The organism is Streptomyces sp. MRC013, from assembly GCF_023614235.1.
GTDB lineage: Bacteria > Actinomycetota > Actinomycetes > Streptomycetales > Streptomycetaceae > Streptomyces.
The window spans coordinates 2,884,576-2,910,735 of record NZ_CP094264.1; the positions used below are offsets into that span (position 1 = coordinate 2,884,576).

At 70.5% G+C, this 26,160-nt stretch carries 17 protein-coding genes and 3 rRNA genes; 9 read left to right on the forward strand and 11 right to left on the reverse strand.

The window, feature by feature from the left end; translation table 11 throughout:
- Nucleotides 1–798 precede the first annotated feature (798 nt).
- A complete protein-coding gene (locus LUW75_RS13295; RefSeq protein ID WP_250335788.1) occupies nt 799–1,554 on the reverse strand; it encodes a TetR/AcrR family transcriptional regulator in 756 nt (251 codons plus the stop codon).
- 429 nt (nt 1,555–1,983) lie between these two features.
- Between LUW75_RS13295 and LUW75_RS13300 the strand changes: the two genes are divergently transcribed.
- Both LUW75_RS13300 and LUW75_RS13305 read left to right on the forward strand, forming a co-directional pair.
- Nucleotides 1,984–3,408 (forward strand): NAD(P)/FAD-dependent oxidoreductase, encoded by a 1,425-nt coding sequence (locus LUW75_RS13300; protein WP_250337654.1) that lies wholly within the window; start codon nt 1,984–1,986, stop codon nt 3,406–3,408.
- 107 nt (nt 3,409–3,515) lie between these two features.
- On the forward strand, nt 3,516–5,228 hold the full coding sequence (locus LUW75_RS13305; protein WP_250335789.1) for an ATP-binding SpoIIE family protein phosphatase: 1,713 nt from the start codon (nt 3,516–3,518) through the stop codon (nt 5,226–5,228).
- 10 nt (nt 5,229–5,238) lie between these two features.
- On the opposite strand, the gene LUW75_RS13310 is transcribed toward LUW75_RS13305, so the two are convergent.
- Nucleotides 5,239–6,516 (reverse strand): MFS transporter, encoded by a 1,278-nt coding sequence (locus LUW75_RS13310; RefSeq protein WP_250337655.1) that lies wholly within the window; start codon nt 6,514–6,516, stop codon nt 5,239–5,241.
- A gap of 142 nt (nt 6,517–6,658) precedes the next feature.
- On the opposite strand from LUW75_RS13310, the gene LUW75_RS13315 reads away from it, so the two are divergent.
- The 4 genes from LUW75_RS13315 (at nt 6,659) to rrf (ending at nt 12,987) form a co-directional block, all read left to right on the forward strand.
- Nucleotides 6,659–7,213: a MarR family winged helix-turn-helix transcriptional regulator gene (locus tag LUW75_RS13315; protein WP_250335790.1), complete on the forward strand. Its 555-nt coding sequence runs from the start codon at nt 6,659–6,661 to the stop codon at nt 7,211–7,213.
- 626 nt (nt 7,214–7,839) lie between these two features.
- Nucleotides 7,840–9,367: ribosomal RNA gene (locus LUW75_RS13320) — 16S ribosomal RNA — on the forward strand.
- Nucleotides 9,368–9,675: 308 nt separating this feature from the next.
- A 23S ribosomal RNA gene (locus LUW75_RS13325) occupies nt 9,676–12,792 on the forward strand.
- 78 nt (nt 12,793–12,870) lie between these two features.
- A 5S ribosomal RNA gene (rrf, locus tag LUW75_RS13330) occupies nt 12,871–12,987 on the forward strand.
- Together the 16S, 23S and 5S rRNA genes form the textbook arrangement of a ribosomal RNA operon.
- A 201-nt stretch (nt 12,988–13,188) precedes the next feature.
- Here the strand turns inward: rrf and LUW75_RS13335 are convergent.
- On the reverse strand, nt 13,189–13,602 hold the full coding sequence (locus LUW75_RS13335; protein ID WP_250335791.1) for a YunG family protein: 414 nt from the start codon (nt 13,600–13,602) through the stop codon (nt 13,189–13,191).
- Between the two features lie 320 nt (nt 13,603–13,922).
- On the opposite strand from LUW75_RS13335, the gene LUW75_RS13340 reads away from it, so the two are divergent.
- Nucleotides 13,923–14,513 (forward strand): GNAT family N-acetyltransferase, encoded by a 591-nt coding sequence (locus tag LUW75_RS13340; protein ID WP_250335792.1) that lies wholly within the window; start codon nt 13,923–13,925, stop codon nt 14,511–14,513.
- A 64-nt stretch (nt 14,514–14,577) separates the two neighbouring features.
- Here LUW75_RS13340 and LUW75_RS13345 read toward each other — a convergent pair whose 3' ends face one another.
- The 6 genes from LUW75_RS13345 to LUW75_RS13370 form a co-directional block, all read right to left on the reverse strand.
- Nucleotides 14,578–16,140, reverse strand: a complete 1,563-nt coding sequence (locus LUW75_RS13345; protein ID WP_250335793.1) for a type IV secretory system conjugative DNA transfer family protein — start codon at nt 16,138–16,140, stop codon at nt 14,578–14,580.
- Nucleotide 16,141: 1 nt separating this feature from the next.
- The gene (locus LUW75_RS13350) at nt 16,142–17,551 is read right to left on the reverse strand and encodes an ATP-binding protein (protein ID WP_250337656.1); all 1,410 of its coding nucleotides are present in this window, start codon (nt 17,549–17,551) and stop codon (nt 16,142–16,144) included.
- A gap of 2 nt (nt 17,552–17,553) precedes the next feature.
- Complete coding sequence (locus LUW75_RS13355; RefSeq protein ID WP_349816417.1) at nt 17,554–19,212, reverse strand: SCO6880 family protein; 1,659 nt, start codon at nt 19,210–19,212, stop codon at nt 17,554–17,556.
- Nucleotides 19,209–20,558 carry a hypothetical protein gene (locus LUW75_RS13360; RefSeq protein ID WP_250335794.1) on the reverse strand — a complete coding sequence of 450 codons (1,350 nt, stop codon included), beginning with the start codon at nt 20,556–20,558 and terminating at the stop codon, nt 19,209–19,211. The genes LUW75_RS13355 and LUW75_RS13360 overlap by 4 nt, the downstream gene beginning before the upstream one ends.
- Nucleotides 20,548–21,423, reverse strand: coding sequence for a hypothetical protein (locus LUW75_RS13365; RefSeq protein WP_250335795.1), 876 nt, complete (start codon nt 21,421–21,423; stop codon nt 20,548–20,550). The genes LUW75_RS13360 and LUW75_RS13365 overlap by 11 nt, the downstream gene beginning before the upstream one ends.
- 135 nt (nt 21,424–21,558) lie before the next feature.
- Nucleotides 21,559–21,867, reverse strand: coding sequence for a hypothetical protein (locus LUW75_RS13370; protein WP_149179851.1), 309 nt, complete (start codon nt 21,865–21,867; stop codon nt 21,559–21,561).
- Between the two features lie 1,275 nt (nt 21,868–23,142).
- Here LUW75_RS13370 and LUW75_RS13375 point away from each other — a divergent pair.
- Nucleotides 23,143–23,550, forward strand: coding sequence for a YciI family protein (locus LUW75_RS13375; protein WP_250335796.1), 408 nt, complete (start codon nt 23,143–23,145; stop codon nt 23,548–23,550).
- A gap of 8 nt (nt 23,551–23,558) precedes the next feature.
- Nucleotides 23,559–24,734 carry an RNA polymerase sigma factor gene (locus tag LUW75_RS13380; protein ID WP_250335797.1) on the forward strand — a complete coding sequence of 392 codons (1,176 nt, stop codon included), beginning with the start codon at nt 23,559–23,561 and terminating at the stop codon, nt 24,732–24,734.
- Nucleotides 24,735–24,768: 34 nt separating this feature from the next.
- Here the strand turns inward: LUW75_RS13380 and LUW75_RS13385 are convergent, their stop codons facing one another.
- On the reverse strand, nt 24,769–25,110 hold the full coding sequence (locus LUW75_RS13385; RefSeq protein ID WP_250335798.1) for a DUF397 domain-containing protein: 342 nt from the start codon (nt 25,108–25,110) through the stop codon (nt 24,769–24,771).
- 11 nt (nt 25,111–25,121) lie between these two features.
- Nucleotides 25,122–25,973, reverse strand: coding sequence for a helix-turn-helix domain-containing protein (locus LUW75_RS13390; protein WP_250335799.1), 852 nt, complete (start codon nt 25,971–25,973; stop codon nt 25,122–25,124).
- Between the last annotated feature and the right edge of the window lie 187 nt (nt 25,974–26,160).

Here is a 26,160-nt window from a genome sequence, read left to right on the forward strand (position 1 = left end):
GACCGGAACGCCCGCACGGACGGCGACCGCTCGGCCTCCCGCACGGCCCGCACGGCCCGCACGTCCGCACCCGGCTCCACGGCGCCCCCGCCGGCCGGCTCCGGCGTCCGCGCGGCCTCCGCAGCGAACACCCCGAAGCCCCCGACGAGGCGCTCCCGCCGGACGGTCCTCGTCCAGCCCGCGGCCGCCTGCCGGACGGTCGCCAGCAGATGCGCCCGCACGGCCTCCTCCGGGCCCGCACCGCGGCGGAACGCCTGCCGGGCCCACGTGAACACCTCGGCCGTCAGGTCGTCGGCCGCGTGCCGGTCCCGGCAGCACGTGCGCGCGTACCGCCGCACCGCTTCCGAGTGGCGCCGGAACAGCTCCCGGTACGCCGGGTCGTCGTCCTCGCGCAGCCGCCGGACCAGCTCCGCGTCGGACGGCGGCGGCTCCACCGGCGCCCCGCCGCGACCCGCGACGGCGTCCGGGGCCCCGGCCGGCCGGACGCGTCCCCGTCGCGGCACGGCGCCCGGCCCGTCCTCCCGGAACGCGCTCCGGAGCGACCACCCGCCGCCCCGGGCCGGGGCCCCGGCCGGAGACCGCCCGCCGGCCGCTCCGGCCGCACCGCCGCCGAGCGGTCCACCGCCACCCTCACCGTTCAACGCGACCGCCCCCGCACCCCGCCTCAGACCGGAACACCGGCCCAGAGTGCCACGGCGCCGCCGGGCGGCCGCCACCGCGGAACCGTTCACCACCCGTCCGGGGAGGAGTCGTCGTACAAGCACTCCCACGGGCACGTGCCCGGAGCGGGCTTCCCCGTCACCGACGCGAGCGGAGCCCCTCCAGCATGATCTCCAGCAGCCGCGTCGAGGCCGCGCTCTGCTGCGCCGGATCAGGCAGGGACGGCGCTCCCGTCGCGATGACCAGCAGTACGTCCGCGACCGTCACGTCCCGCCGCAGTTCGCCGGCCTCCCGCGCGCGATCGACCAACTGGCCCACCACGTCCAGCAGCTCCGACGCACCCGTGTCGTCCGGCCCCCCGGCCGCCGGCACCGTGCGCGGCGCCGCCACCCGCAGGGGCGCCGACGCGGCCGCGTCCCGCTGGTGCGGCACCTGCGCGCCCTCCACCGGGGGTGCCTCCTCCCCGTCCACGCCCACCCGCAGCACCTGCGGCGGCAGCAGCCGCCCGGCACCCGACGCCACGGACGTGCGCAGGAAGCGGGCGAGCGCCGCCCAGGGCTCGTCCTCCTGCCCCAGGGCGGCCCGCGCCTGGTCGGCGAGCCGGGCCGTCTCCTCCTGAGCTATGCGCCTGACCAGCACGTCCTTGCTCGGAAAGCGCCGGTAGACCGTGCCGACGCCGACCCGGGCGCGGCGTGCCACGTCCTCCATCGGCGCCCCGTACCCCAGCTCCCCGAACACCTCGCGCGCGGCGCGCAGGACGTGTTCGAGGTTCCGCTGGGCGTCCACGCGGAGCGGCGCGGGGCGCACGGCCCCGACCGCGCCCCTCCCCGCCGCGGACACACCGCCGACGGCCTGCGCGGTCCGCGCCTGCCCACGCGAATCCTGAATGTGCATGCGTTCCCCCGGTCGCTTCGACGTCTCCCCCCGGAGACTCCCCGCCCTGACATCCGGGGCCGGCCCGACAACGCTCAGGTCATGCGCAACGACCCGGGCCCCGACGAGATATGAACATAGTTGAGGCGCAGTCAATTCAGAAGGGGTAGTTCCGTCCGGTGCGCCCCCCGATCGGAGCAAGGCCCGGAAGGCTCCCGTTTCCCTTCTTCCGGGCCACCTCCCCACCCGTCCCGAACTGCGCAATCACCCCCCACCGGTCCGGGCGCCGCTCCGCCCCGCGCGAGGTCCGCGGTCACACGATCCGTTCAGCCTGTGGACAAACCCCCGCGCCCGTTGCGTCATGGGAGGGTGACGGCTGCAACCCCGAGGGGATCCGACGAGTCCCCGGCCCGTGTGCGCGTTCTCGTCGTCGGCGGCGGCTACGTCGGCATGTACACCGCCCTGCACCTCCAGCGGCGGCTCAGGGCCGAGGTGAGGAGCGGCGCGGTCGAAGTCGTCGTGGTCACCCCCGACCCGTACATGACCTACCAGCCGTTCCTCCCCGAGGCGGCCGCCGGCAGCATCTCCCCCCGCCACGTCGTCGTGCCGCTGCGGCGCGTCCTGGACCGCTGCCGGATCGTCATCGGCGAGGTCACCTCCCTCGACCACGACGGACGCACCGCCACCGTCACCACCCTCGCCACCGAGGAGGAGGCCGCCGGTCCGCTCGAGCTCGCGTACGACGAGCTGGTCCTCGCGCCGGGTTCCGTCTCGCGCACCCTGCCCGTCCCCGGCCTCGCCGACCACGGCATCGGTTTCAAGACCGTCGAGGAGGCCATCGGCCTGCGCAACCACGTCATCGAACAGATGGACATCGCCTCCTCCACCCGCGACCCGGCCGTCCGGGACGCCGCGCTGACCTTCGTCTTCGTCGGCGGCGGGTACGCCGGCGTCGAAGCGCTCGCCGAGCTGGAGGACATGGCCCGCTACACCGCGCGGTACTACCACAACATCAAGCCCCAGGACCTGAAGTGGGTGCTCGTGGAGGCCAGCGACCGCATCCTGCCCGAGGTCGGCGAGGCGATGGGCCGGTACACGGTGCGGGAGCTGCGCGCGCGGAACATCGACGTGCGCCTGGAGACCCGCCTCGAGTCCTGCGCGGACCGGGTCGCCGTCCTCAGCGACGGCAGCCGCTTCCCCACCCGCACGGTCGTGTGGACGGCCGGCGTCAGGCCGGCGCCCGTCCTCGCCGCGACCGGCTTGCCGCTCGACGCCCGCGGCCGCCTGGTGTGCACCCCGTACCTCACCGTCGAGGGGGTCGACCACGCCTGGGCCGCCGGGGACGCGGCCGCCGTCCCGGACGTCACCGCCCCCGAGCCGGGCAGGGAGTGCGCGCCCAACGCCCAGCACGCCGTCCGCCAGGCGAAGGTCCTCGCCGACAACCTCGCCGCCTCCCTGCACGGCCGGCCGCTCCGGCAGTACGCCCACAGGTACGCCGGCTCCGTCGCGTCGCTCGGCCTCCACAAGGGCGTCGCCCACGTCTACGGGCGCAAGCTCAAGGGCTACCCGGCCTGGTTCATGCACCGCGCCTACCACCTCAGCCGCGTCCCCACCTTCAACCGCAAGGCGCGGGTGATGGCGGAGTGGGCCCTCGCCGGGCTGTTCAAGCGGGAGATCGTCTCCCTCGGCTCCCTGGAGCACCCGCGCGCCGAGTTCGCGCTCGCCGCGGGCCCCCCGTCCGACACGGCCGTCACCGCCGACTCGTCGCCCGACGCCCACGACACCGACGGCGGGGGCGGCCCGGACGACCCGAGGGGCACCGATGGCCGGGGGGGCGCGCGCGGCCCCGGCGGAACCGGTCCCGCGACCGAGTGACACCCTCTGTCGGAGCGCCCCACCACACTGGACGTGTGACCATAGGTGTGCTCACACCTGCACAGAGTGACCCACCACGGCGACGACACCACGAGGCATGGAGATCCGTGAACTTCACGCGTTGGAGCGCCCGCTTCCCCGGTACGCAGCGCCGCGCGGCCGCGCGCGGCACCGACGGCGGCGGTTCGCCGGCACGGCGAGGGGAGGGCTCCGTGCCCGCGGCGCGCGGCGAGTACGGCCGGCAACCGGCTCCCGGGCCCGGCGACGACCCCGCGGCGCCCCCCGACGCGTCCGGCGGGCCCCCCGCGCCCCCGGTGCCCGAGGACTTCTCCGTACGGGAGATCCTCGGCCACCTCCCCGGCCTCGTCGCCCTCACCTACGGCGCCGACCACCGCATCGCCTACGTGAACGACGCCTACGCGGCCGCCTTCGGCCACCGCGCCCCGGGCGTCACCGCCGCCGGCGGTTGCCCCGAACTGTCCGACCTGGGCCTCCTCCCGCTGATGGACCAGGTGCTGCGCAGCGGCAGGCCCCGCACGGTCAAGTCCCGCCGGACGAAGGACGGGGGCTCCTACACGGTGTCCTGCCTCCCCCTCGACGGCCCCGCCCACCGGGAGCGGACCGAGCGCCCCGGCGGCGTCCTCGTGCACGCCGCCGACGTCACCGACCACGCCGAGGCGGCCGAACGGCTCCGCGCCAGCGAGCGCCGCCACCGCGAGACCGCCGTCACGCTCCAGCGGTCCCTCCTCCCGCAGGAGCTGGAGCAGCCCGACGACCTGAGGGTCGCCGCCACCTACCAGCCGGGCGGCGCGGACGCGGCGGTCGGCGGCGACTGGTACGACGTGATCACCCTCGGCGCCGGCCGCACGGCCCTCGTCATCGGCGACGTCATGGGGCGCGGCGTGCGCGCCGCCGCCGTCATGGGCCAGCTCCGCACCGCCGTCCGCGCCTACGCGCGACTGGACCTGCCGCCGCACGAGGTGCTCCAGCTCCTCGACGGCCTCGCCGCCGAGATCGACGCCAGCCAGATCGCCACCTGCGTGTACGCGGTCCACGACCCCAACGAGGGCCACCTCGTCTACGCGTCCGCCGGACACCTGCCGATCCTCGTGCGCGACGAGGACGGCACCGTCCGCCGCGCCGACGACCCGACCGGACCGCCCCTCGGCACGGGCGGCTGGCTGCACACGTCCGGGACGATCGCCCTCCCGCCCGGCTCCACCGCCGTCCTCTACACGGACGGCCTGGTCGAGCGGCGCGGCGAGGACATCGACGAGGGCGTCGCCGCCCTGGAGCGCGCCCTGTCCGGTGCGACGGGCGCCCCCCAGGTCGTCTGCGACCGCCTCCTGCGCTCCCTGGGCGTGACCGCCGAGCACGACGACGACGTCGCGGTCCTCGTCCTCCAGCACCCGTCCCGCACCGGTTCCGACGCGGAGCTGTTCCACAACGCCGCGCTGGACCTGCTGGGCGGGGTGGAGGCGGCTCCGCGCGCCCGCGCCTTCGCCACCGGGGTGCTGTCCAGCTGGCGCTTCCCGGTGGAACTGCGCGACCTGGGCGTCCTCGCGACCAGCGAGCTCGTCGCGAACTCCCTCAAGCACGGCACGCCGCCGATGCGGCTGCGCCTGCGCCGCACCGACCGGCGGCTGATCATCGAGGTGACGGACGGCGACGACCACCTGCCGCGCCGCCGCCGCGCCGAGACGGAGGACGAGGCGGGCCGCGGCATCTCCATCATCGCCACGATCGCCTCGTCCTGGGGCAGCCGCCGCACGCCGGGCGGCGGCAAGACCGTCTGGTGCGAGTTCGCCCTGCCGGGCTGACCCGCCGAGGTCAGGCGCTCGTCCCGACCGCCCGCTCCCCGGCCGCGTGCCGGGCGACGACCCGTGACCGGACCGCCGCGTACGGATGGTCCTGCGCCGGTGTGAGCCCCCGGCCCAGCCGCAGCGCGAGCACGCTGACGCCCAGCGAGAAGAGCACGAACGTCACGATGTACGGCCCGTGCAGCGCCGCTCCCATGGGCCCGCCCACCGCCGGCCCGAGCGCCAGCGCCAGCTGCTTCACCAGGGCGAACGCCGAGTTGTACCGCCCGACCGCCGACTCCGGCGCCAGATCCGCCACCAGCGGTGCCACGGTCGGCGACAGCATCGCCTCGCCGAGCCCGAACAGTCCGTACGTGGTGATGAACGCCGCCGTCGCCACGGCCCGGCCGCCGTGCCCGAGCCCCGCGTACCCGGCGATCACCCACGCGACGGCCCAGATCAGGCCCACGGCCGCGATGACCCGGGTGCGGCGCCCGCGCTCCACGAACCGCAGCACCAGGAACTGCGCGACGACGATGACGGCCGTGTTGGCGGCCAGCGCCATGCCGAGCGTCGACGGCTCGATCCCGGCCGCCTCCGTCCCGTAGGCGGCGAGCCCCGACTCGAACTGCCCGTAGCAGGCGAAGAAGAGCACGAAGCCCAGGACGCACAGCCGCACCATCGCCCGGTGCCCGAGCAGCGCCCGCAGTCCGCCCGGTCCTCCGGCGGCCGCCCGGCCGGGCCTCGCGTCCCCGATGGCGGGGGTGCGGGGCATGCGCACGGTCGCGGAGACGGCCGCGAGCACCAGGAACATGGCCGCCTCGATGGAGAACAGCAGCAGGAAGCTGCCCGGGCGGCTCTCGTCGACGAGCTGGCCGCCGATGAGGCCGCCGATGCTGAGCCCCAGGTTCTGCAGGAAGAACTGCAGGGCGAACGCCCGCGTACGGGTCTCCGGCGCGGTGCTCCAGACGATCATGGTGGCCAGCGCGGGCTGCATCACGGCCGTACCGGCTCCGAGCAGCGCCGCGGCCCCGACGACGGCGGCCACGCCGCCGGCCACGCCCATCGCCAGCGCGCCGACCGCCGCCAGCAGCGCCGCGCCGACGAGCACGGGGAGGGGTCCCCGCCGGTCGATGGCCCTGCCGGTGAAGGGCAGCACGGCGAGGGCGGCCATGGCGAACACGGCCAGCACGGCGCCCGCCGCGCCGGCCCCCAGCTCCCGCACCTGAGCCACGTACACGTACAGATACGGAACGGTGAACCCGAGTCCGAACGCGCTCAGCGCGTTGCCCGCCTGGATCCGGCGCATCGCGGCACCCCTCGCCTTGGTCACACTCACCCACTTCGAACTTGTAAGACTGAAGCCTCAAGACTTCAAAGCTAAATTTCAATGATTGACTGTACACCTTGAAGGACTTCGAAGCCAAGCCGATCGTGGGATACTCCTCGGCATGCCCCCAGCCCAGGAGCCGAGCGCCGAACCGAGCCTCGACGAGCAGATCGCCGCCTACCAGCGCGAGTACCGCGACCTTGACCCGCAGGTCGAACAGGTCATCTCGGCGCTCGGCCGGCTGAACCGCCGGATGAACGTGGCGTACGGACGCCAGCTCGCCGAACTCGGCATCGGCAGCACCGAGTGGGAGGTCCTCAAGACCCTCGTCCTCGCGGGCGCCCCGTACCGGATGGGACCGAGCGAGCTGGCGAAGCGTCTGGGCCTGACGCCGGCGGCGATGACGCACCGCATCGACCGGATGGTCGGCGAGGGGCTGGTGACCCGGGACCGCGACGAGGCCAACCGGGTGCGGGTCATCGTCGAGGTGACGGACGAGGGCCGCGCCAAGTGGCTGGAGGCCATGCGGATGGCGACGGCGTTCGAGGAGGACCTGCTCCAGGACCTCTCCGGTGAGGAGCGGGGTCTCCTGGGCGAGCTGCTCGTCCGGCTGCTGCGCCGGGTCGAGCACGCGCAGCCGGACGCGGGCGGGCGGCTCACCGACCTCGACGGCTGACACGACCGTCGGCGGGTGTTGGCGACGGTTTGACACACCCTTCGCCTGTCCGTAAGGTTCTCCGGGTTGCCACGGGACCGGAACGGTTCCGCGGTGGCCCTTCCGCCGCGCGAAGCGGCACCCAAACTCAAGCACGATCTCCTGACGGAGTGGATTCCGGCATGCCGTAATTCATTTCAGCGGCCCGATTATGAGCCGCAGGGGGAATCCGCTAGGGTTTGAAACGTCGGAGCGGCCGGAAGGCTGTGAGGGCAACCCCTTCTGACGGGGATCAGGGCCGAAAGGATCTGATAGAGTCGGAATCGCCGGAAAGGGAAACGCGAAAGCGGGGAACGGTCCGGTGGCCCGCTCCAGCGGGTGGCGGAGACGGTAAACGGATCTGCTAGGCTGGAGAAACACCGAAGGGAAGCGCCCGGAGGAAAGCCCGAGAGGGTGAGTACGAGGGAAGCGTTCGTTCCTTGAGAACTCAACAGCGTGCCAAAAGTCAACGCCAGATATGTTGATAACCCCGTCTCTGTGAGACGTGGTTCCTTTGAAGAACACAGCGAGGATGCTGTGGATCGGGAGGATCATTCCTTCTTCCGGTCCCGCTCAACGCGGGTGTTTGCCCGGATGACCGGGAAGCATTCACGGAGAGTTTGATCCTGGCTCAGGACGAACGCTGGCGGCGTGCTTAACACATGCAAGTCGAACGATGAACCCGCTTCGGTGGGGGATTAGTGGCGAACGGGTGAGTAACACGTGGGCAATCTGCCCTGCACTCTGGGACAAGCCCTGGAAACGGGGTCTAATACCGGATACGACCGCTTCGGGCATCCGATGGTGGTGGAAAGCTCCGGCGGTGCAGGATGAGCCCGCGGCCTATCAGCTTGTTGGTGAGGTAACGGCTCACCAAGGCGACGACGGGTAGCCGGCCTGAGAGGGCGACCGGCCACACTGGGACTGAGACACGGCCCAGACTCCTACGGGAGGCAGCAGTGGGGAATATTGCACAATGGGCGCAAGCCTGATGCAGCGACGCCGCGTGAGGGATGACGGCCTTCGGGTTGTAAACCTCTTTCAGCAGGGAAGAAGCGCAAGTGACGGTACCTGCAGAAGAAGCGCCGGCTAACTACGTGCCAGCAGCCGCGGTAATACGTAGGGCGCAAGCGTTGTCCGGAATTATTGGGCGTAAAGAGCTCGTAGGCGGCTTGTCGCGTCGGATGTGAAAGCCCGGGGCTTAACTCCGGGTCTGCATTCGATACGGGCAGGCTAGAGTTCGGTAGGGGAGATCGGAATTCCTGGTGTAGCGGTGAAATGCGCAGATATCAGGAGGAACACCGGTGGCGAAGGCGGATCTCTGGGCCGATACTGACGCTGAGGAGCGAAAGCGTGGGGAGCGAACAGGATTAGATACCCTGGTAGTCCACGCCGTAAACGTTGGGAACTAGGTGTGGGCGACATTCCACGTCGTCCGTGCCGCAGCTAACGCATTAAGTTCCCCGCCTGGGGAGTACGGCCGCAAGGCTAAAACTCAAAGGAATTGACGGGGGCCCGCACAAGCGGCGGAGCATGTGGCTTAATTCGACGCAACGCGAAGAACCTTACCAAGGCTTGACATACATCGGAAACATCCAGAGATGGGTGCCCCCTTGTGGTCGGTGTACAGGTGGTGCATGGCTGTCGTCAGCTCGTGTCGTGAGATGTTGGGTTAAGTCCCGCAACGAGCGCAACCCTTGTCCCGTGTTGCCAGCAGGCCCTTGTGGTGCTGGGGACTCACGGGAGACCGCCGGGGTCAACTCGGAGGAAGGTGGGGACGACGTCAAGTCATCATGCCCCTTATGTCTTGGGCTGCACACGTGCTACAATGGCCGGTACAAAGAGCTGCGATACCGTGAGGTGGAGCGAATCTCAAAAAGCCGGTCTCAGTTCGGATTGGGGTCTGCAACTCGACCCCATGAAGTCGGAGTCGCTAGTAATCGCAGATCAGCATTGCTGCGGTGAATACGTTCCCGGGCCTTGTACACACCGCCCGTCACGTCACGAAAGTCGGTAACACCCGAAGCCGGTGGCCCAACCCCTTGTGGGAGGGAGCTGTCGAAGGTGGGACTGGCGATTGGGACGAAGTCGTAACAAGGTAGCCGTACCGGAAGGTGCGGCTGGATCACCTCCTTTCTAAGGAGCACTTCTTACCAGGCCGTCTGGTCTGGTCAGAGGCCAGTACATCGGCGAACGTCCGGTGCTGGTGGCTCATGGGTGGAACGTTGACTATTCGGCACACTCGGGATCTTCCTTTGTTAGTACTGCTTCGGCGTGGAACACGGGGAGGGGCCGGGGGTGTTGGGCGCGCTGTTGGGTGTCTGAGGGTGCGAGTGTTTGCTTGCCCTTCTGCGATGCCGGTCCCAGTGAACTCCAGGTGTGGCTTGGGGGTGGTGGGTGGCTGGTCGTTGCTTGAGAACTGCACAGTGGACGCGAGCATCTGTGGCCAAGTTTTTAAGGGCGCACGGTGGATGCCTTGGCACCAGGAACCGATGAAGGACGTGGGAGGCCGCGATAGGCCCCGGGGAGCTGTCAACCGAGCTGTGATCCGGGGGTGTCCGAATGGGGAAACCCGGCAGTCGTCATGGGCTGTCACCCGCTGCTGAACACATAGGCAGTGTGGAGGGAACGAGGGGAAGTGAAACATCTCAGTACCCTCAGGAAGAGAAAACAACCGTGATTCCGGGAGTAGTGGCGAGCGAAACCGGATGAGGCTAAACCGTATACGTGTGAGACCCGGCAGGGGTTGCGTGTGCGGGGTTGTGGGATCTCTTTTTCATGGTCTGCCGGCTGTGAGACGAGTGAGAAACCGTATGGGTAGGCGAAGGACATGCGAAAGGTCCGGCGTAGAGGGTAAGACCCCCGTAGCTGAAATTCATGCGGCTCGTTGGAGAGACACCCAAGTAGCACGGGGCCCGAGAAATCCCGTGTGAATCTGGCGGGACCACCCGCTAAGCCTAAATATTCCCTGGTGACCGATAGCGGATAGTACCGTGAGGGAATGGTGAAAAGTACCGCGGGAGCGGAGTGAAATAGTACCTGAAACCGTGTGCCTACAAGCCGTGGGAGCGTCGGGGTTTTCGGACCCTCGTGACTGCGTGCCTTTTGAAGAATGAGCCTGCGAGTTTGCGGTGTGTTGCGAGGTTAACCCGTGTGGGGAAGCCGTAGCGAAAGCGAGTCCGAATAGGGCGGTGTAGTAGCGCGCTCAAGACCCGAAGCGGAGTGATCTAGCCATGGGCAGGTTGAAGCGGAGGTAAGACTTCGTGGAGGACCGAACCCACCAGGGTTGAAAACCTGGGGGATGACCTGTGGTTAGGGGTGAAAGGCCAATCAAACTCCGTGATAGCTGGTTCTCCCCGAAATGCATTTAGGTGCAGCGTCGTGTGTTTCTTGCCGGAGGTAGAGCACTGGATAGGCGATGGGCCCTACCGGGTTACTGACCTTAGCCAAACTCCGAATGCCGGTAAGTGAGAGCGCGGCAGTGAGACTGTGGGGGATAAGCTCCATGGTCGAGAGGGAAACAGCCCAGAGCATCGACTAAGGCCCCTAAGCGTACGCTAAGTGGGAAAGGATGTGGAGTCGCAGAGACAACCAGGAGGTTGGCTTAGAAGCAGCCATCCTTGAAAGAGTGCGTAATAGCTCACTGGTCAAGTGATTCCGCGCCGACAATGTAGCGGGGCTCAAGCGTACCGCCGAAGTCGTGTCATTGCAGTACATACTCCTAACGGGGACTGTGATGGGTAGGGGAGCGTCGTGTGCCGGGTGAAGCAGCCGTGGAAGCGAGTTGTGGACGGTTCACGAGTGAGAATGCAGGCATGAGTAGCGATACACACGTGGGAAACGTGTGCGCCGATTGACTAAGGGTTCCTGGGTCAAGCTGATCTGCCCAGGGTAAGTCGGGACCTAAGGCGAGGCCGACAGGCGTAGTCGATGGACAACCGGTTGATATTCCGGTACCCGCTTTGAAGCGTCAGCGCTGAACCCAGCGATGCTAAGCCCGTGAAACCGCCGTGTGCGTCTTCGGACAAGTGCGGAGTGGTGGAGCCGGTGGCCCAGACTGGTAGTAGGTGAGTGATGGGGTGACGCAGGAAGGTAGTCCAGCCCGGGCGGTGGTTGTCCCGGGGTAAGGGTGTAGGCCGTGTGGTAGGTAAATCCGTCGCACGTGAAGGCTGAGACCTGATGCCGAGCCGATTGTGGCGAAGTGGATGATCCTATGCTGTCGAGAAAAGCCTCTAGCGAGTTTCATGGCGGCCCGTACCCTAAACCGACTCAGGTGGTCAGGTAGAGAATACCGAGGCGTTCGGGTGAACTATGGTTAAGGAACTCGGCAAAATGCCCCCGTAACTTCGGGAGAAGGGGGGCCATGTCTGGTGATGAGTCTTGCACTCGGAGCTGGGTGTGGCCGCAGAGACCAGCGAGAAGCGACTGTTTACTAAAAACACAGGTCCGTGCGAAGCCGTAAGGCGATGTATACGGACTGACGCCTGCCCGGTGCTGGAACGTTAAGGGGACCGGTTAGCTCCATTTCGGTGGGGCGAAGCTGAGAACTTAAGCGCCAGTAAACGGCGGTGGTAACTATAACCATCCTAAGGTAGCGAAATTCCTTGTCGGGTAAGTTCCGACCTGCACGAATGGCGTAACGACTTCTCGACTGTCTCAACCATAGGCCCGGTGAAATTGCACTACGAGTAAAGATGCTCGTTTCGCGCAGCAGGACGGAAAGACCCCGGGACCTTTACTACAGTTTGATATTGGTGTTCGGTTCGGCTTGTGTAGGATAGGTGGGAGACTGTGAAGCTTCAACGCCAGTTGGGGTGGAGTCGTCGTTGAAATACCACTCTGGTCGTGCTGGATGTCTAACCTGGGTCCGTGATCCGGATCAGGGACAGTGTCTGATGGGTAGTTTAACTGGGGCGGTTGCCTCCTAAAGGGTAACGGAGGCGCCCAAAGGTTCCCTCAGCCTGGTTGGTAATCAGGTGTTGAGTGTAAGTGCACAAGGGAGCTTGACTGTGAGACCGACGGGTCGAGCAGGGACGAAAGTCGGGACTAGTGATCCGGCGGTGGCTTGTGGAAGCGCCGTCGCTCAACGGATAAAAGGTACCCCGGGGATAACAGGCTGATCTTCCCCAAGAGTCCATATCGACGGGATGGTTTGGCACCTCGATGTCGGCTCGTCGCATCCTGGGGCTGGAGTCGGTCCCAAGGGTTGGGCTGTTCGCCCATTAAAGCGGTACGCGAGCTGGGTTTAGAACGTCGTGAGACAGTTCGGTCCCTATCCGCTGTGCGCGTAGGAATATTGAGAAGGGCTGTCCCTAGTACGAGAGGACCGGGACGGACGAACCTCTGGTGTGCCAGTTGTTCTGCCAAGGGCATGGCTGGTTGGCTACGTTCGGGAGGGATAACCGCTGAAAGCATCTAAGCGGGAAGCCTGCTTCGAGATGAGTGTTCCCGCCTCCTTGAGAGGGTAAGGCTCCCAGTAGACGACTGGGTTGATAGGCCGGATATGGAAGCCCAGTGATGGGTGGAGTTGACCGGTACTAATAGGCCGAGGGCTTGTCCTCAGTTGCTCGCGTCCACTGTGTTGTTCTGAAGGAACGACCTCCCGGTGTGCCGGTGGAGTGTCGGTATCTTCATAGTGTTTCGGTGGTCATAGCGTTAGGGAAACGCCCGGTTACATTCCGAACCCGGAAGCTAAGCCTTTCAGCGCCGATGGTACTGCAGGGGGGATCCTGTGGGAGAGTAGGACACCGCCGAACAATTCTTGAGACGGGAAAGCCCCGCACCTGACGGTGCGGGGCTTTCCCGCGTTTCCGGTTCTTTCATACCGACGGTTGTGTCAGGTTCCCGGTGTCGGTGTCGGTGTCGGTGTCGGTGTCGGTGCCCGGGGCGGGTGCGTGTCGTACGCCGGGCGGCAGTGACGGGACTGCGACCCGGGGCCGCCGCCCCAGGTCGCGACCCTAGCCGCGGACAGCCGAAGGTCCCGCCGGGCGCTTCCCGAGCTTCTCCGCGACCCGCTCCCGGAGGAGCTCGTACTCCTCGCGCAGCCGGACGAGTTTCGGCGGCCGGGGAACGACGACGCCCCCGGTGACGATCTCCTCCGGCCCGAACTGCTCACGGGTGAGATCGACCTCCACGCCCATGCCGAGCCGGTTCCACCAGTGGTAGTCCGTGCGCACACCGTCCACCAGCACCTCGCCGCGGATCAGCTCGCCTCCCAGCAGGTCGTTGAGGACCATCGCGGTGACACCGCACTGGTCCCGGGCAGGGTTGTCCGGCCTCCAGCGCGCCCGGAACTCGGGCGTGCACGTGTCGGCGTCCCAACTGCTGCGAACTGCCTGCTCGATGTCGGTGAGGAGCAACGGTGCCGTCATGACGGCCATCCTTGCAGCCGGCGCTGACAACAGCCGGCGGCGGCGAACCCCGCAGGCCCGCGTGACGGGGGCGGCCGCGGACTCCTGCGCGTTCACGGAGCTCGCCGCGTCGCCGGTGGCCGCGAGGAGCCGGCCGCGGTCCGCGGCGGCAGGCGGACGGGCGGCGGTGGAACGCCCTCGGCCGGGAGGGGGACGGGCAGCGGGGCGTCCCCTCCCGGGAGGAACGGGCGGCGGTGGACGGTGGGACGTGCGGGGTGCGACGTCGGGGCGGTGCGGTTATGCGGTTGCCCCGGCTCGAGGGCACTGGGGAGGATCGGGAGATGACGTACCTGATACGCCCCGTGCGGGCCGGGGAATGGCGTGAGGCCCGTGCTCTGCGGCTGGACGCGCTGAGGGATCCGGCGGCGCCGCTCGCCTTTCTGGACACGTACGAGGCCGCCGCAGCGCGGCCCGAAGCGTACTGGCGGGAGCGGACCGAGAGCACCGCCGAGGGCAGTGGGACGGGGCGGCAGGTGGTGGCCGTCGCGCCGGACGGGCGGTGGGTCGGGTCGGTGACCGCGTTGCTCGAGCCGCGGGGCCGGGAGGTGCTGTTCGGTGCGGTGCCGGAGGTGGACCAGGTGCACCTCGTCGGCGTCTACCTGCGGCCCGGGGCGAGGGGTGGCGGTGTGGCGGAGAAGCTGCTGGGGGCGGCCGTGGACTGGGCGTGGTCGCTGCGGGACCCGGTGGTGCGGCGGGCGCGGCTGTACGTGCACGAGCGGAACGGGCGGGCGGTGGCGCTGTACCGGAAGGCGGCGTTCCTGCCGAGCGGGCGGACCCTGCCGGTGGAGGGGGAGCCGGGTGTGGTGGAGCGGGAGTACGAGGTGTGGCGGCCGGACGGGTGCGCGGGCGGCGAGGGGCAGCCGGGACGGTAGGGGCCGTACCGGTGCGAGGCCGGAGCGGTTCTGGAGTCCGGAGGACGGGGGGCGGTCCCGGGGCTCAGGGGGTCGGTGCGGTGAGGGGTTCTCGCCAGCGGGCGCGGGCCTGCTCCCGGGAGCGGAGCAGTGCGAGGGGGGGGAGGCCCCGGTCGTGGCCGGTGGCGAGGAGTTCCGGGAGGCGGGGGACGGGGGCGACGGCGGCCACGTCGTCGAGGACGAGGGTCATTGGTGGGTCGAGCCGACCGTCGGATGACCGTGCGGCCATGCGGCGGCCGTGCTCGACCACGTGCGAGGTGAGGGCGGTGAGGAGGGGCATCGCCCCGGGGTCGGTCCGTGGCGCCTCGATCGGCTCGCCCACCACGTAGAGCGTTCCCCCTTCGACGGCGAATGATTCCAGGGCGAGCGCGTCGGTTCGGTTCGCGGTGCACGCCTCGCGGATGTGGACCGAGGAGAGGGCGGAGAGGGCACGGAGCGTCAGCGCCCGTGCGGCCTCGCGGCGTTCGGGGTGCGCGGTGAGCGCCGACTCCAGGAGGCCCGCGTGGCTGTTGGTGGCCTTGGGGTGGGTACGGAGGACGCGCACCGGCTCGTGGGCCGCGCCGTGGTGCTGCGCCCAGCGGTGCACCTGCTTGAACGGCCGGCCGTCGACGGCCGCGGCGTGCAGCCAGCAGTGCAGCAGGGTCTCGGCCGTGTCGGCGACGGCGGCGTCCAGACGGGCCGAGGGGCGTACGGGGGCGAGGAGCGCGGCGGCGCGGGACGCCGCCGTGGCGGTGTCCTCGCAGCCGTCCGCGGGCGACCAGTGGAGGCGTGCCGGGGTGTCGCAGAGGTGGCCGGGGTCGTAGAGGACGACCGGACCGAGTTCGGCGCGCGCGTCCTTGGTGTCCGCCCACAGGGTGGGGTCGGACGTGACGACGAGGGCGGGGCCTTCGGCGTCCAGGACGGCCCGGAGGGCGTGCGGGCGGCGGGTGGCGCGGTCGCCGTAGAGGAGGAGGGGTGCCGGGGTGCGGGGTGTGGGGAGGGCGGCGGCGGGGGCGCGCGGGCCGGAGGCGTCCGGTGCGGTCGCGGTCGGCGTCGTACGGGGCCCGGGTACGGATTCCGGTGCGGGTGCGGACGTGGAACCGGGTGCGGGGGTGGCCGTGGCGGCGGGCGTGGGGCCGGCCGGCTCCGGAGGGGCGGCCGGGGCGGTGGCCCGGGGCGTGGCCGCGCAGGCCGCCGCCGCGGCCGGACGGGCGGGGCGCCGGGCGCGGGCCGCCGCCCGTACCGCCCGCCAGCGGGCCACCGTACCCACGACGAACACGGCCAGCACCGCGGCCACCATCAGTTCGCCGATCAGCAGTCCCCAGAACACCCCGGGGCCGGGGAGCTGGTCGGCCGGCGTCAGCGGCCACGCGCCCGCCAGGTCCTGCGGGGCGGTGAGCAGGTGGCGCAGGGCCAGCGGGGTGCGGGCGAAGGTGGCGCCGCGCGGCCAGGAGCCGTGCGTGAACAGCCCGGCCAGGCCGGTCGCCGTCCACGCCGCCAGCGTCACGCCGAGCAGGAGCCCCAGCAGTGCCATGAGCAGTCCGTCGGGGATGCCCCGCTCGGCGGCTCCGCCCCGGCCCGGGCCGCGTACGTCCGGTGCGCGGTCCACGTCACGCCACCGTCGATTCGGGCGAGCCGTTCATCTGCCGCTCCATGAGGGCCGCGCGCTGCTCCGCCTCCCATTCGGCGGCCTTGACGTCCTCGGGCAGCTCGGGCGGGGCCGATTCGGTCATGGCGCGGTCGGTGTAGACGAGGGGCCGTTCCGCCTCGGTGATCAGGTGTTTGACGACCTGGACGTTGCCGTTGACGTCCCAGACGGCGATGCCGGGGGTGAGGGTCGGGATGATCTCCACGGCCCAGCGGGGCAGGCCGAGCACCCGGCCGGTGGCGCGTGCCTCGTCGGCCTTCTGGGCGTAGACGGTGCGGGTGGAGGCCATTTTGAGGATCGCCGCGGCCTCCCGCGCCGCCGCTCCGTCGACCACGTCGCTGAGGTGGTGGACGACGGCGACGAAGGACAGGCCGAGGCGCCGGCCGAACTTCAGCAGCCGCTGGAAGAGCTGCGCGACGAAGGGGCTGTTGATGATGTGCCAGGCCTCCTCGACGAGGAAGATGCGCTTCTTCCGGTCGGGGCGGATCCAGGTGTGCTCCAGCCACACGCCGACGATCGCCATGAGGATGGGCATGGCGATGGAGTTGCGGTCGATGTGCGACAGGTCGAAGACGATGAGCGGCGCGTCGAGGTCGATGCCGACGGTCGTCGGGCCGTCGAACATGCCGCGCAGGTCGCCGTCGACGAGCCGGTCGAGGACGAGCGCGACGTCGAGGCCCCAGGCGCGTACGTCGTCTATGTCGACGTTCATCGCCTCCGCCGACTCGGGTTCGGGGTGGCGCAGTTGCTCGACGATGTCGGTGAGGACGGGCTGGCGGTCGGTGACCGTCTCGTTGACGTACGCGTGGGCGACCTTCAGCGCGAAACCGGACCGCTCGTCGAGGCCGTGGCCCATCGCGACCTCGATGATGGTGCGCAGCAGCGCGAGCTGGCCCGTGGTGGTGATGGAGGGGTCGAGCGGGTTGAGGCGGATGCCGTCGTCGAGGGCGGCCATCGGGTCGAGGCGGACGGGGGTGATGCCCAGCTGCTCGGCGATGAGGTTCCACTCGCCGACGCCGTCCTCGCCCTGCGCGTCGAGGACCACGACCTGGCGGTCGCGGAAGCGGAGCTGGCGCAGGACGTACGTCTTCTCCAGCGCCGACTTGCCGTTGCCGGACTCGCCGAGGACCAGCCAGTGCGGGGCGGGGAGCTGCTGCCCGTACAGCTGGAACGGGTCGTAGATGTAGCCCTTGCCGCTGTACACCTCCCGGCCGATGATCACGCCGGAGTCGCCCAGGCCGGGTGCGGCGGTCGGCAGGTAGACGGCCTGGGCCTGGCCGGTGGAGGTGCGCACGGGCAGGCGGGTGGTCTCCACCTTCCCGAAGAGGAAGGAGGTGAAGGCGTCGGTGAGGACGGACAGCGGATCGCGCATCATCAGGCCCCTATCGTCCTGTCGGCTCGTCCTGTCGGCTCGTACGGCACCCGCGGCGCCCGTGCCCGGCGCGGCGGCCGTGCCCCATGGGGCGGCCGCCGGTTCACCGGCGGATGCCGGTCGCGAACGGGAGCGTGTTCACGAAGGCGCGGTGGTGCTCGCGGTCGCACCACTCCAGTTTCAGGTACGACTTGCCGGCGGACGCCCTGATCGTCCGCTTGTCCCGGGCGAGGGCCTCGGGGGATCGGGAGGAGACGGTGATGTACCCGACGAGGTTGACGCCCGCCGCGCCGCTGGCGAGGTCCTCGCCCCGCTGGTCGAGCCGGCCGTGGGCGGCGATGTCGCGGGGGTCGATCGTGCGGTTCATCTTGGCGGCGCGGCTCGCCTCGGCCTCGTCGTTGGTCTTCTCGGTGAGCATCCGCTCGATGGCGATCTCGGTCGGTTCGAGGTCCATGGTGACGGCGACCGTGCGGATCACGTCGGGGGGTGTGGACGAGCAGCGGCGCCAGGAAGTTGACGCCGACCGGGGTCATCGGCCACTCCTTGATCCAGGCCGTGGCGTGGCACCAGGGGGCGCGGGTGGTGGACTCGCGGGTCTTCGCCTTGAGGTACGTCGGTTCGACGGCGTCGAGCTCGGCCGGCCAGGCGTTGCGCCTGGACATGGCCTGGATGTGGTCGATCGGGTGGTCCGGGTCGTACATGGAGTGCACGAGCGACGCGAGGCGGGACTGGCCCAGCGGCTGGCGGACGCGGATGTCGGCCTCGGCGAGGCGGGCGCAGATGTCGGTCAGCTCGCGGGCCATGACGACGGCGAGTCCGGCGTCCTTGTCGAGCCGCTGCCGCCGGCCGCCGGTGTGGCGGGCGGCGCGGGCGATGGCGTGGGCCTCGGCGGCCAGCTCGCGCGTGTAGTGCATGCAGGCGACGAGGTACGCGCGGTGCTGCTCGCTGGAGGTCGACACCATGGAGAGCAGCTGGTCGTAGGAGTCGAGGAGCCAGCGCGGGGCGCCCGGGTCGCCGCGCTGGGCGACGTCCTTGGCGTGGGCGTCGGGGTCGGCGGGGAGGGTGCGGGCGAGCATCTGGATGCGGGTGACGAAGCCGTCCCCGTTGGCGACGTGCTTGAGGAGGGTGCCGAAGCGGTCCACCAGGGCTTCCTGGTCCTCGCTGTCGCGCAGGCCGACGCCGGGGCCCTCGATCTCGATGGCGGCGGTGACGGTGCGCCGGTCGGCGTGGAGGAGTACGGCGATCTCGTCGGGGCCGAAGGGGGCGGAGAGCCAGTTGATGCGGCCGATGCCCGGCGGGGGGCCGATCTCGACCTCGCGGCCGTCGAGGCGCGTGCCGGCCTCCATGGCGGCGGAGCGGTACGTGGTGCCCCGGCGGAGGACCCGCTTGTAGCTGCGGTTCACCTCGTACCAGCGGTAGAAGGTGCGGCCGCGGTAGGGGACGTACACGGCGGCGAGGGCGAGCATCGGGAAACCGACGAGCAGCACGATGCGCAGGGAGAGGACCGGGACGAGGAGGCCGCACATCATGCCGACGAACGCGCCGGCGATGATCAGGGCGATCTCGCCGGTCTCGCGGTTCTTGCCGATGATCGCGTTCGGCCGGGCGCGGCCGATGAGATACGTGCGGCGGGGCGTGATCGGATGGGACTGGGTCGTCACCGCCCTCCACCTCCTGGACTGTTGTTGCCGGTGTTGCCGGTGTTGCCGACACCGCGACTGGTATGCGGGCTGTTGACGGTCGCGGGGGTGCTGGGCGCGGTGCGCGGCGGGGGCGTGCCGGCGGGGGCGCCCGTGTGGGTGCCGCGGTTGCCGTGGGCGGCGACCCCGCCGGAGACGGCGACCCCGCCGGCGCCCTGCTGGTGGCTGCGGGCGCTGTGGGTCTTGATGCCCTGGGAGACCAGCGCGGCGGGGGAGGAGATCACGGCGGCCGCCTGGGCGCCGTCGGTGGCCTGCTTCCGGTTGGTGCGGGCGGTGGCGATCTCGTCGCCGAAGCCGGGCACGAAGCGGTAGATGGCGGCGGAGGCGAAAATCGCCAGCAGGATGATGGCGAGGCCGGAGACGACGGCGGAGAAGGCGTCGGGGCCGTCGCCGGAGGAGAGCGCCCCGGCGAGGCCGAGGACGATCACGATGACGGGCTTCACCAGGATGACCGCGATCATGATGCCGGCCCAGCGGCGGACGTGGCCCCACATGTTCCTGTCGACGAGCCCCGCGTAGACGACGGTCCCGAGCAGGGCGCCCACGTAGAGCAGGGCGGCGCGGATGACCAGCTCCAGCCAGAGGACGCCCGCGGCGAGGATCGACACGAGCGCGACGACGATCATCATGATCGGTCCGCCGCCGATGTCGTCGCCCTTCTTCAGGGCGGCGGAGAACGACCCGAAGAACTCGTCGGTCTGCCCGCCCGTACCGGAGGCGATCACCTCGGTGACGCCGTCGGTCGCGGAGACGAGGGTGTGCAGGACCAGCGGCGTGAACGCCGAGGCGAGCACGGTCAGCCAGAGGAAGCCGACGGCCTCGGAGAGCGCCGTGCTCAACGGCGCGCCCCGGATGGCCCGCTTGGCGACGGCGAGCAGCCAGAGGACGAGGGTGAGGATGGTGGAGGCCGCGAAGACGACGGCGTACTGCTTGAGGAACTGCGGGTTCGTGAAGTCGACGGCGGCGGTGCTGTCGACGGCGGCGCTCAGCTTGTCCACGGTCCACGCGGCGGCGTCGGCGCAGCCGCGGGCGAGGGAGGAGAGGGGGTCGACGGCGCCGCCGGGATCGAGGGGGCCGACGGAGCGGGAGGTGCCGTCGAGCTTGTCCTTCTTACAGTAGTCACGGGTGAGCCCGACGACGAGGTCGCAGGGGTCGCTGCTGCCGCTGGGCGACGGGCTGGGACTCGGTGCCGGTGAGGGGTCGGCGCCTGCACGCGAGGCGAACGCGATGACAAGAGTTTGGACCGTTCCGGCCGCTACCACGTAGGGGGCGAGCGATCGGCTCTGCTTGCGGGGACTACCGGGCATAGGTGAAGCCTCCGTATCCGGCGACCGCCTCGGCGATCTCGTCCGCGGTGGAGGCACGGTTGTCGCCGTTGACCGGCGTCGGTCCCTCCTTCTGGCTCGACGACTGGATCTTCCAGTCGCCGCCCACCCACTTGAGCTTCTGGGTGATGGTGAACCAGGTCTGGGTCACCGGTTTGGTCGATGTCTCGCCGGCCATGCCGACCAGGCCGGTGCACCACACCTCGACGGTGGCCGCGTCGCCGTTCATCTCGAGCAACTGCGTGCCGACCGGCATGGTGCGGGAGACGAACGTCAGACCGGGCGGGGTGGAACCGTCCTCGTTGAGCCCGACGTTCTTGAGGAAGCCGGGGGAGTACGCCTTGTCCAGGGCTGCCAGGAGCCCGTCTACGGCGGCCGGATCGTGGACCGCGCGAAGGATGGAGTGCCGGTTTTCCCTCTGGAACATACCGGCGGAGCCGAGCGCCACCGCGTAGTTCGCCGCGGCGCTCTGGGCTCCCTGCTCGTCGCGGGCGAAGCCCGCCGGGATCGTGCCGTTCTTCCCGGTGACGGGTTTCCTGCCGGTGGCCGCCGTGGGGGGCGGGGCGCCCTCGCGGGGGGCCTTGGCCGTGCCCTCGCCTTCGCCGTCGCCGGAGCGGTTCGCGAAGGCGATCGCGGCGATCAGCAGCACGACCACGCCGACGACCGTCACCAGTGACCGCGAGGAGCGCTGCGGGCGCCGCGCCGGGCCTCCGAAGTCGTCCCCGAAGCCGTTCCCGAAGTCGTCGGCGGGCTCGTTTCCGGGGAGGCGGGTGCGGGTCCGCCCCGTACCGCCCCGGCCGCCCCTGCCCCGGCCACCTCCGCCTTCGTACTCGTCGCCGAAGCTCATGACGGGTACGCCTCCTCGAACGACGACTGCTGCCGTGATGCTGTCCGCGTCGCGTACGCGGTGTGGTGAGTGGACATCAGGAGACGCATCCTTCGCGGGCGCCGGAGCGGAAGGCGGGTCGGGTGGAGCGGCGGGCTAGACGGCCATCCCGTACACGATGGTGAACAGCGTGCCGAGTGATCCGATGATGAAGACGCCGGTCAGGCCGGCCACGATCAGGCCCTTGCCCTGCTCGGCGCTGAACGTGTCCCGCAGCGCGGTCGCGCCGATGCGCTGCTTGGCCGCCCCCCAGATGGCGATGCCGAGGCACAGCAGGATGGCCACGGCCATCACGATCTCGATCATCACACGGGCCTGGTTGCCCAGGCTCCCGAAGGGCCCCCAGTTCGGGGCGATTCCGCCAATGATGGTGGTGATGTCGCCCTTCTCGGCCGCCAGGTACATGTAACTCACCGCCCCTGTTCGGTAGGTTGACGACCCGCCGGGTGCGCGGGCCGTCAACTATCTTCGCTGATCGAACCGCCGACGTACGACGTCTTGGCGGGTCTCTTTACCCGGACTCCGCACGTTTGACCGGCCCAGCCTCCCTGACCTGCGTGAGTGGGGTGCGCAACGCGTGCGGATATACGGATGACCACTCTGTTTATCACGCAGTGTGACCATGGGCAATGACCGCAGTTGTCCCCTGATCGGCGATTCGCCCGTATACGACGGCGCCGCCGTCGGAGGGGCTTCCGGCGGCGGCGGGCGCGGTGCGCCTGGGTGGGTGCGGGCCGAGCCCCGGCGGGGGCGGTACCGGCCCGTCCCGCGGTGCTAGCCCGTCTTGACGAGGAAGTAGCCCAGGACCGCGATGGCGAAGGCGGTCATCGCGATGACGGCGATCGCGGCGGCCGTTCCCCCGGGGTCTCCGAGCCGGCTCACCTTGTTCCCCATGGTGTTCTCCCGTGGTGCTGGCCCCGGCCCGGTTGCCGCCGGGGTGTGAACACAGCCGTTTGCGACTGCGGGCACAGCGTAACGGGCGTGGTCCAGACCAGATGGAGGGGGTCGAGTGGAGGGGGCGGCGGAGGCGGTCGGGGGCCTGCGGCCGCCGGGCCGGAACGGGGGCGCGGTGCCCGCCCTCGCGGTGCGAAGCGGGCGGGGAGTCTCCGGCAGTTCCGGTGTTTGTCCAGGTCGGGGTAGGACGGTACGTCGCGGCCCATCGGTGGGCGGGGAGCGGGGAGCGCCCGGCGAGAGGGTCCCGGAGTGTGGTGCGCGGTGCCTGCGGCTGCGGTGGGTGTGGTGTGGGGGTGCCGCGTTCTCGACAGAGACTGACTCTTTTGTTTCTCTGATGTTCATTCGCGTACGCCATGTGTTCGCTCGCGTCCGGATTCGTCCTCCCGTCGCCGTCCATCGGGCACGGAAGGACCCGCACGCGACGCCGAGTGCCCGCCCACCGCCCGCCGGCCACCACCCACCACCCGCCGGTCTGCGCCCCCGCAGCCCGGTCCGCTCGTCCGGCCGGTGCCGGTTCCCGGAGCCCCCGGAGCCCCCGGAGCCCCGAACCCCCGACACCTTCGCCCCCGTGCCGCGCCGCCGGTCCGGACGCCGCGAGGCACCCCACCCGGGCCCTCGACGAAAGCCGGAAGAGAATTCGACGGCGATGTCGAGAACCCGTGTTCGGCTCCGTCCCCGGGGTGAACGCGACCACAATGGGCCGCACGAGCACCGAGGAGAACCACGATGGCCAAGTACCTGCTGCTGAAGCACTACCGCGGCGCCCCGGCTCCGGTCAACGACGTGCCGATGGAGCGGTGGAGCCCGCAGGAGATCTCGGCGCACATGCAGTACATGAGCGACTTCGCGGCCCGGCTGCAGGAGACGGGCGAGTACGTCGACGGTCAGGCGCTCGCCCCCGAGGGAACGTGGGTCCGCTACGGCGGCGAGGGGCGCCCGCCGGTCACCGACGGGCCGTTCGCGGAGACCAAGGACCTCATCGCCGGCTGGATGATCGTCGACGTCGACAGCCACGAGCGCGCCGTCGAACTGGCCGGGGAACTGTCGGCCGCTCCCGGGGCGGGCGGCAGGCCGATCCACGAGTGGCTGGAGGTGCGCCCGTTCCTGACCCTGCCGCCCTCCGTCACGGAGTGACCTCCCCGATGGACGAAGCCCTGCTCAGGAGCCTCATCCCGAGCGTGCTCACCCTCCTCGTCCGCCGCGGAGCCGACTTCGCGGCGGCCGAGGACGCCGTGCAGGACGCCCTCGTCGAGGCGCTCAGGGTCGGGGCGGCCGGGCCCTCCCCGGGCTCCTCGGGCGGGGAGCACCCCGTGCGGGACCCGAAGGGCTGGCTGGTCGCCGTGGCCTGGCGCAGGTTCCTCGACGCGACGCGGGCCGACGCCGCCCGCCGCCGGCGCGAGGACCGCGTCGAGGGGGAGCCCGCGCCCGGACCGGCGTCCGCGGTGGACGACACGCTCCGGCTGTACTTCCTGTGCGCCCACCCGTCGCTGACCCCGGCATCGGCGGTCGCGCTCACGCTGCGCGCCGTCGGCGGGCTGACCACCCGCCAGATCGCCCGGGCCTACCTGGTGCCCGAGGCGACCATGGCGCAGCGGATCAGCCGCGCCAAACGCACCGTCTCCGGCGTGCGCTTCGACCGGCCCGGCGACGTCGCCACCGTGCTGCGCGTCCTCTACCTGGTCTTCAACGAGGGGTACTCCGGCGACGTCGACCTCGCCTCCGAGGCCATCCGGCTCACCCGGCAGCTCACGGCCCGGGTCGACCACCCCGAGGCGGCCGGGCTGCTCGCCCTCATGCTGCTCCACCACGCCCGGCGCGCCGCCCGGACCGCGCCCGACGGCAGCCTGGTACCGCTCGCCGAGCAGGACCGGAGCCGCTGGGACACCGCGCTGATCGCCGAAGGCGTCGGGATCCTCCAGGCGGCGCTCGCCCGCGACCGGCTGGGCGAGTTCCAGGCCCAGGCCGCCATCGCCGCCCTCCACTCCGACGCGCCCGCCGCCGAGGAGACCGACTGGGTGCAGATCGTCGAGTGGTACGACGAGCTCACGCGCCTGACCGACAGCCCCGTCGTGCGGCTCAACCGCGCGGTCGCCGTCGGGGAGGCCGACGGACCGCGCGCCGGCCTGGCGGCGCTCGCGGAGCTGGACGCCTCGCTGCCCCGCCACACCGCGGTGGCCGCGTACCTCCACGAGCGCGACGGCGACCCGGTGACGGCGGCACGGCTGTACGCCGAGGCGGCCCCCAAGGCCCCCAACCTCGCCGAGCGCGCCCACCTGACCCGCCAGGCCGCCCGGCTCAACGCCGGCCTGCGCCGCTGACGGGCCGCGCCCGGCTCCCGCGTACCCCGGCTCCTCACCCCGCGAGCCGGTCGAACTCCCCGTCCCGCACCCCGGCGGCGAAGGCGTCCCACTGGGCGGCGGTCGTGGTGACGACCACGCCCGGGTCGTCCGCGCTCCGCAGCCGGAGGACCCCGCCGGGGCCGCGCTCCACATCGGGAAGGGGCAGCCGGCCGGCGTTGACGGCGTCCCGCCACGCCCGCCAGGTGGCGGGGGCCAGGGTGAGCACGGCGCCGGTGGGATCGCCGCTCTCGACGAGTCTGACCGCACCCCCGGGAGCGGGCGCGAGGTGTATGCAGGCGTCGCCGGTGGCGCAGTGGGAGGACTTCCGCCAGGTCTGGCCGTACGCGTTACGCATCGGGGATCCCTTCACAGCTGTCCGGCGATGTGGTGGATGAGGTCGCGGGACTCCTCCGGCCCGAGGGCCACCGCTTCCATGCGGTCGAGGAGGAGCCGGTACTCCTCCAGTTCGGGCGGAGAGTCCAGCAGGACCGGGCCGTGCGACTGGTCGAGGTGGACGGTGTCGAGCTGCGGTACCGGCCCGCAGGCGAAGTTCACCGACTGCCCGGCGCCGGGGAAGGCGCCGACGTCGAAGGGGATGACCAGGACGCTGATGTGGGGCCGCTCGCTCATGTCCAGTACGTGCTGGAGCTGCGCCCTGGCCACCTCGGGGCCGCCGACCTTCATGCGCAGGGCGGCTTCGTGGATGATCGTGCTGTACGGGATCGGCCGCGGCCCGTGGAGGACGGCCTGGCGCCGGATGCGGTGGGACGCCCGGTGCTCGACCTCCGGCGGCGGGGTGACGGGAAGCAGTTGCCTGAAGATCTCGCGAGCGTGGTCGAGTGTCTGCAGCAGACCGGGGATGTGGGTGGTGTACGCCGTGCGCAACGCGGTCGCGTGGTGCTCCAGCTCCGCGAGGTCGAGCAGGCTCGGCGGCAGTATCCCGCGGTACTCCTCCCACCAGCCCTTCGTGCGCTCCCCCGCCATGGCCGCGAGGGCGTCGACGTACGCCTGGTCGGTGCAGCCGTACGTACGGGCCATCGCGCGCACGCGGTCGGGACTCACTCCGAAGCGCGCCCTCTCGACATTGCTGAGCTGCCCCGAGCTGGTGCCCAGCCGTTGGGCCGCCTCGGTCGAGGTGAGACCCGCGCGTTCGCGCAGGCGGCGCAGCTCGGCGGCGATGCGGGCGCGCCGCGCGGTGACGGGCGGCCGTGAGGTCATGCGACTCCTCCCGGGGAACAGCTGATTGGTCCGGTCACCCACACGGGCGTTTCCGGTACGAGAATCCTTGGATCCCCGCAAAGAATCTTTGCGACACCTCTAGTGTCCGTACCAGGCCACCCGCCAGGAAGCGCACCGGTCGACGGGCCGGCAGAGCCACCGGGCACACGCATGTTCGCCTCAACTC

Coding starts and splice junctions, on each gene's coding strand:
- LUW75_RS13295 (WP_250335788.1), bottom strand. CDS start 1,554: ATGCACATTCAGGATTCGCGTGGGCAGGCGCGGACCGCGCAGGCCGTC.
- LUW75_RS13300 (WP_250337654.1), top strand. CDS start 1,984: ATGTACACCGCCCTGCACCTCCAGCGGCGGCTCAGGGCCGAGGTGAGG.
- LUW75_RS13310 (WP_250337655.1), bottom strand. CDS start 6,516: ATGCGCCGGATCCAGGCGGGCAACGCGCTGAGCGCGTTCGGACTCGGG.
- LUW75_RS13315 (WP_250335790.1), top strand. CDS start 6,659: ATGCCCCCAGCCCAGGAGCCGAGCGCCGAACCGAGCCTCGACGAGCAG.
- LUW75_RS13335 (WP_250335791.1), bottom strand. CDS start 13,602: ATGACGGCACCGTTGCTCCTCACCGACATCGAGCAGGCAGTTCGCAGC.
- LUW75_RS13340 (WP_250335792.1), top strand. CDS start 13,923: ATGACGTACCTGATACGCCCCGTGCGGGCCGGGGAATGGCGTGAGGCC.
- LUW75_RS13350 (WP_250337656.1), bottom strand. CDS start 17,551: ATGCGCGATCCGCTGTCCGTCCTCACCGACGCCTTCACCTCCTTCCTC.
- LUW75_RS13360 (WP_250335794.1), bottom strand. CDS start 20,558: ATGCCCGGTAGTCCCCGCAAGCAGAGCCGATCGCTCGCCCCCTACGTG.
- LUW75_RS13365 (WP_250335795.1), bottom strand. CDS start 21,423: ATGAGCTTCGGCGACGAGTACGAAGGCGGAGGTGGCCGGGGCAGGGGC.
- LUW75_RS13370 (WP_149179851.1), bottom strand. CDS start 21,867: ATGTACCTGGCGGCCGAGAAGGGCGACATCACCACCATCATTGGCGGA.
- LUW75_RS13375 (WP_250335796.1), top strand. CDS start 23,143: ATGGCCAAGTACCTGCTGCTGAAGCACTACCGCGGCGCCCCGGCTCCG.
- LUW75_RS13380 (WP_250335797.1), top strand. CDS start 23,559: ATGGACGAAGCCCTGCTCAGGAGCCTCATCCCGAGCGTGCTCACCCTC.
- LUW75_RS13385 (WP_250335798.1), bottom strand. CDS start 25,110: ATGCGTAACGCGTACGGCCAGACCTGGCGGAAGTCCTCCCACTGCGCC.
- LUW75_RS13390 (WP_250335799.1), bottom strand. CDS start 25,973: ATGACCTCACGGCCGCCCGTCACCGCGCGGCGCGCCCGCATCGCCGCC.